Consider the following 1,828-nt stretch of genomic DNA (forward strand, 5'->3'; position numbering starts at 1 on the left):
AGCCTGGCTGGACGGGGTCGACCTGCTCGCGCTGTCCGAAGGGCAGCGGCGGCGGGTGCTGGGCCGGGACGTCGCGATGATCTTCCAGGACCCGATGTCGGCGTTGGATCCGGTCCAGCGGGTGGGTGATCAGATCGCGGAGGCGCTGTTGGTGCACGACCGCGGCTTGTCCGGCCGGGCGGCCCGCGATCGGGTGCACGACCTGCTGGCGCTGGTGGGGGTGGCGGACCCGGTGCGCCGGTATGGGCAGTATCCGCATGAGTTTTCCGGCGGGATGTGTCAGCGGGTGGTGATCGCGATGGCGATCGCGAACCGGCCGAAGGTGTTGATCGCCGATGAGCCGACCACGGCGTTGGATGTGAGTGTGCAGGCGCAGATCCTTGACGTTCTGCAGGTGGCGGCTCGCGAGACCGGCGCGGGCACGGTGTTGATCACCCACGATCTGGGGGTGGTCGCGGAGACCGCGGACCGGGTGTGTGTGATGTACGGGGGGCGGGTGGTGGAGACCGGCAGCGTGATGGACGTGTTCGCTCGGCCGCGGCATCCCTACACCCGGGCGCTGCTGGGGTCGGTGCCGCGGCTGGACGTCGCGACCGAGCGGTTGGTGCCGATCCCGGGGCAGCCGCCGGATCTGACCGGGTTGCCGGCCGGGTGCGCGTTCGAGCCGCGCTGCCCGGTCGGTCATGGCCGGGTCGAGTGCCGCACCGTGCGCCCCGACCTGCGCCCCGAGCTCGCGGCCCCCGGCGATGACGGTGTCGGTGCGGCGAGTGCGTGTCACTTCCCGCAGGAGACGGCCACCGCGCCGGCGCCGCGACCTGCCGCGTCGTCGGCGCCGCCGACGGCCGACGCCGGCGAGAGCGTCCTGGAGCTGCGGGGGGTGGTGAAGAGGTTCCCGGTCCGGGCCGGGGTGTTCGCTCGGGTGTCGGGGTGGGTGCATGCGGTGGACGGGGTGTCGTTGGAGCTTCGTCGGGGTGCCACGTTGGGGTTGGTGGGTGAGTCCGGGTGCGGGAAGTCCACGCTGGCGTCGTTGCTGCTGCGTTTGCAGGACCCGACCGGTGGTGAGATCAGCGTGGCTGGGCGGGATGTGGTCCGGGCCGGGCGGGGTGAGTTGCGCCGGATCCGCCAGCAGGTGCAGATGGTGTATCAGGACCCGTTCGCGTCGTTGAACCCGCGCCTGTCGGTGGGTGACAACGTGGCCGAGCCGTTGCGGCTGGCCGGTGGCTGGTCGCGGGAGCGGCGCCGGGGCCGGGTGTTGGAGTTGTTCGAGCGGGTCGGGTTGCGCCCGGAGCATGCCGACCGGTATCCGTCGCAGTTCTCCGGCGGGCAGCGCCAGCGGGTGGCGATCGCGCGGGCGTTGGCGTTGGAGCCGCAGCTGCTGATCCTGGACGAGCCGGTGTCGGCGCTGGACGTCAGCGTGCAGGCGCAGGTGTTGAACCTGCTGGCCGATCTGCAGGCCGACACCAAGATGGCGTATGTGTTCGTCAGCCATGACCTGTCCGTGGTGCGCCAGGTCGCCGACGATGTCGCCGTCATGTACCTGGGGGTGATCGTGGAACACGGCCCGGCCGAGCGCATCTACACCAACCCAAGACACCCCTACACCCGCGCGCTGCTGGCCTCGGTCCCCATCCCCGACCCGACCGGACGCGAGACCCGGGCGCGGGTGCCGTTGGGCGGGGACGTGCCCAGCCCGGCCGACCCGCCGTCGGGCTGCCGGTTCCGCACCCGCTGCCCGATCGCTCAGGAGCGCTGCGCGACCGACGTCCCCGAACTCCGCCTGATCGACGGCGGGCTCACCGCGTGCCACTACGCCGAACACACCCCCCAC

Annotated in this window: 1 protein-coding gene; it reads left to right on the forward strand. The window is 71.9% G+C overall.

Going from position 1 to position 1,828, the window contains the following annotated elements; translation table 11 throughout:
* The coding region (locus tag E1269_RS31965) for a dipeptide ABC transporter ATP-binding protein (protein ID WP_131902295.1) at positions 1–1,828 on the forward strand (1,828 nt) is incomplete at both ends.

This window comes from Jiangella asiatica (genome assembly GCF_004349065.1).
Taxonomy (GTDB): Bacteria; Actinomycetota; Actinomycetes; order Jiangellales; family Jiangellaceae; genus Jiangella; species Jiangella asiatica.